1 protein-coding gene is annotated in these 4,009 nt (G+C 49.6%); it reads right to left on the reverse strand.

Annotated elements, in window-relative coordinates; all coding sequences use genetic code 11:
• Nucleotides 1-229: 229 nt before the first annotated feature.
• The gene (locus tag J7439_RS24955) at nucleotides 230-3,673 is read right to left on the reverse strand and encodes a DUF1601 domain-containing protein (protein WP_209204762.1); all 3,444 of its coding nucleotides are present in this window, start codon (nucleotides 3,671-3,673) and stop codon (nucleotides 230-232) included.
• Between the last annotated feature and the right edge of the window lie 336 nt (nucleotides 3,674-4,009).

A 4,009-nucleotide genomic window follows, 5' to 3' on the forward strand; every position in this document is an offset into this window, starting at 1 on the left:
AAAAGAGCTGCCTTATGCGGACACGGTTGAGAAACTGGAGCAGCTTCTACCCTGGGCAGTGAAGGCATCTCAAGAATAAGCTGATCTGGTAGGGTTGGCTATTACGCTGGTTAAATTGGCGCTTACGTTCTATGCATAATTATATTTCATTAAGTCATGAAAATATAAATAACAGACTGCTGTTTTGTTCAGAAGTTCATTTTGCCCGAATGTAAACACGGTTCTGGAGTCATGATGAAAGGGATGCGGTTATTGGCTTTTTTTTTCTCTTCCTTTTTCTTTTTTTTGGTTTGTCTGTTTGCTTTTCTGAATTTTCTTCGGCGGCTAGGTAACAATGACTTGAAGATTGCCACTTTTTATCGGCGGTAACGTTTGTCTCCTCTACCGATCCGATGTCAGGTGATACAGAGCCATGACCCTGTGGCAGGATGTCCACCCTGGCCTTTATTTGATCAATGCATAGTTTCATTGAATTCTGGCTGCAAAGGTGGTTAACCGGGATTTCAATGACCTCAAATCCTGATTTTTTCAGAAGTGCTTTTTTAAGCAGAGTTGAACCATTCCTGATTTTAAAATCATTACTTACGTAATGAGACGGTCCCTGAATTTCAACAACCATGTTGTGTTCTGACAGCAGCAGGTCAACGGGAGGCAATGAGTTCAGGCTTTTTTCTTGTTCAATCTTCAAAGAGGGCATGCATGATTGGAGTTGATCGCAAAAGTCGGCTTGAGGTTTTGAAATGGTTGTCTGGTAACAGGGAACGATCGGACACGCTCTCCCAAGCCAACTGGCGGCCATGGCAATGGTGCGTTGATCCTTTTCATTGTCCGGGGATGTATTTTCCAGGCGAGTAAACAGGTCATCCATGTGCTTTTCAAGCACGTTATTTTTAATGGCATTGGGGGCCAGAGACAACCTGGCACAACATACCATTACTCCCCAGAGAGACATCAATATAAATTGTTGAGAGAGCTGAGGGTTGTCACTGAATCGGTTGAGGAACGATTCGAACGTAGAGATAACCACGTGCAGCTCAACGAGTTCACCCAGCTTCGCCATGGCCCACAGCAGGTTGGCGACTTGCTGAGGATCAAATTGGTCTTTTTGTGGGTTTACGCAGGGCAGCAGCGCGGACACGGCTTCTTTAAACCCTGGTGTCCACTCTCCGTTGTCCACCAGTTTCGTCATGGCCCACAGCAGGTTGGCAATTGCCTGTGGTGTAAAGGTGGCTTTATTTGCGTGCACGTGGGGCAACAGCGCGGCTACAGCTTTTTTAAGTACTGGTGTCTGTTGCAGGCCGTTGTCCACCAGTTTCGCCATGGCCCACAGCAGGTTGGCGATTTGCTGAGGAATAAATTGCTCTTTCTTTGCGTTCACGTGGGGCCACAGCCGGACCACAGCCTCGTTGAACTCTGGTGTCTGCTCCTGGCCGTTGTCTACCAGTTTCGCCATGGCCCACAGCAGATTAGCGATACCCTGAGCATTAAATTGGTCCTTCTGTGCGTTCATGTGGGGTAACAGTGTGGCCACGGCCTCGCTGAGCCCTGGTAACCACTCCTGCATGTTGTCTACCAGTTTTGCCATGGCCCAGAGCAGGTTGGTGATAGCCTGGGCATTAAATTGGTCTTTATGTGCGTTCACGTAGGGCAAAAGCGCGGCCACGGCCTCGTTGAACTCTGGTGTCTGCTTCTGCCCGTTGTCTACCAGTTTCGCCATAGCCCACAGCAGGCTGGCGATAGCCTGGGCATTAAATTGGTCTTTCTGTGCGTTCACGCAGGGCCAAAGCGCGGCCACGGCCTCTTCGAGCTCTGGTGTTCGCTTTTGCCCGTTGTCCACCAGTTTCGCCACGGCCCACAGCAGGTTGGCGATATGCTGAGGATTAAATTGGTCTTTCTTGGCATTCACGTGGGGCAACAGCGTGGCCACGGCCTCGTTTAGCTCTGGTGTCCGCTCCTGCCCGTTGTCCACCAGTTTCGCCACGGCCCACAGAAGGTTGGCGATATGCTGAGGAATAAATTGGTATTTTTGTGCGTTCACATGGGGCAACAGCGCGACCACGGCCTCGTTGAGATCCGGTGTCCGCTGCTGCCCGATGTCCACCAGTTTCGCCATGGCCCACACCAGGTTGGCGATGTCCTGGGCATTAAATTGGTCTTTCTGTGCACTCACGTGGGGCAACAGCGCGGCCACGGCCCGGTTGAGCCCTGGTGTGTGCTCCTGCCCGTTGTCCACCAGTTTCGCCATGGCCCACAGCAGGTTGGCAATGCCCTGAGGAATAAATTGGTCTTTCTGTACGTTTACCTGGGGCAACAACACGGTCACAGTTTTCTTAAGCCTTGGTGTCTGTTCCTGGCCGTTGTCCACCAGTTTCGCCAAGGCCCACAAAAGGTTAGCGGTATGCTGAGGAATAAATTGGTCTTTTTTTGCATTCACGCGTGGCAACAGCGCGGCCACGGCCTCGTTAAGCCCTGGTGTGTGCTCCTGCCCGTTGTCCAGCAGTTTCGCCATGGCCCACAGCAGGTTGGCAATGCCCTGAGGAATAAATTGGTCTTTCTGTACGTTTACCTGGGGCAACAACACGGCCACAGACTCCTGGAGCTCTGGTACCCACTTCTGACCGTTGTCCACCAGTTTCGCCATGGCCCACAGCAGGTTAGCGGTATGCTGAGGAATAAATTGGTCTTTCCTGGCGTTCACGTGGGGCAAAAGCGCGGCCACGGCCTCTTTGAGTTCTGCTGTTCTCTGTTGCCCGTTGTCCACCAATTTCGCCATGGCCCACATCAGATTGGCGATTTCCTGGGGTTTAAAGTGAGCTGTTAGTTCGTTCACTTGGGGTAACAGTGCGGCCATGACCTCTTGGAGCCCTGGTGTCTGCTCCTGCCCGTTGTCCACCAATTTCGCCACGGCCCACAGCTGGTTGACGATTCCCTGTGCTGAAAAGTTAGATTTTTGTGCGTTTACGTGGGGCAACAGCGCGGCTATGGCTTTTTTCAGTCCTGGTGTCTGTTGCAGGCCGTTGTCCACCAGTTTCCCCATGGCCCAGAGCAGGTTGGCGATTCCCCGGGCATCAATATCCCATGCTTCAGCTTTTCGATTGCACTTGAATATTATGGTATCCAGTAGCATTGACAATAAGGCAGCTTGAGTGTGCTTAACACGGTCATCCATGGGGCTATGAGGGGTAAAAACACCCGCTGAAGCCAAGGCATGAAGTGTTGTTGACAGGCTTCGCCAACTCCAACTCCGTGTTACGGTAAAATTTTGCAGCAAACGTATCAGCTGGTCTTGTTCCGTTTGATTTAACGGTCTTTTAGCAGCTGACGTGTATTGTTTAATTGAACTGGCATACAGACTGTGATTTCTCCCATCATAGCGATGACCGAAACGATAGGATTTATTCACCAGATCATCCATTATTTCCTGTTTAATGAGGGCGTTAAAATCTCGAGCAGGATTTACTGAACGGTTCTGTAGATGTTGAGAAGGGCATACGCCAGAAGAGTGGTAACATTCCTTACGCCCCTGGGTAGTGCAGGGGGGGTTATCCCATTTTCTGACGGTATTCTGTCTATATTTTACGCGCCTTGAAGAAGTAGCACGGCCATCCGGCTGGTGGTAATCTTTATCGGATCTTGCGTATTGACCACTGATACCCGCAGAGGTTCTGTGCATAATTATATTTCATCAATTCATGAAAATATAAAAAACAGACTGCTGTTCTGTTCAGAAGTTCATTTTGCCGGAATTTGAACACTGTTCCGGAGTCATGATTACGGCAAAAACATGATCACATATTGATCAATCCAAGAACATTCATCATATAATGTTCATCCCAACCACATTTGTGTCGCTTGTTCTTGATACCTGCCTTTACTGATGTATGAAGTGGTTATAGTTTTCCGGACACACAGACTCGGGTAATATCAAAGCCCCTCAAGGTGTGTCCAGATGTCAGAAAAGAAAGTCAAAACCTATACGGCAGAGTTCAAGGAATCTGCTGTGAAACTG

Origin of the sequence: Salinisphaera sp. G21_0 (assembly GCF_017744115.1) — a bacterium.
In the GTDB taxonomy this organism is placed as follows: domain Bacteria; phylum Pseudomonadota; class Gammaproteobacteria; order Pseudomonadales; family Endozoicomonadaceae; genus Endozoicomonas.

Bases quoted from the DNA above. Each gene is read 5' to 3' on its own strand.
- J7439_RS24955 (WP_209204762.1), bottom strand. From the start codon at position 3,673: ATGCACAGAACCTCTGCGGGTATCAGTGGTCAATACGCAAGATCCGAT.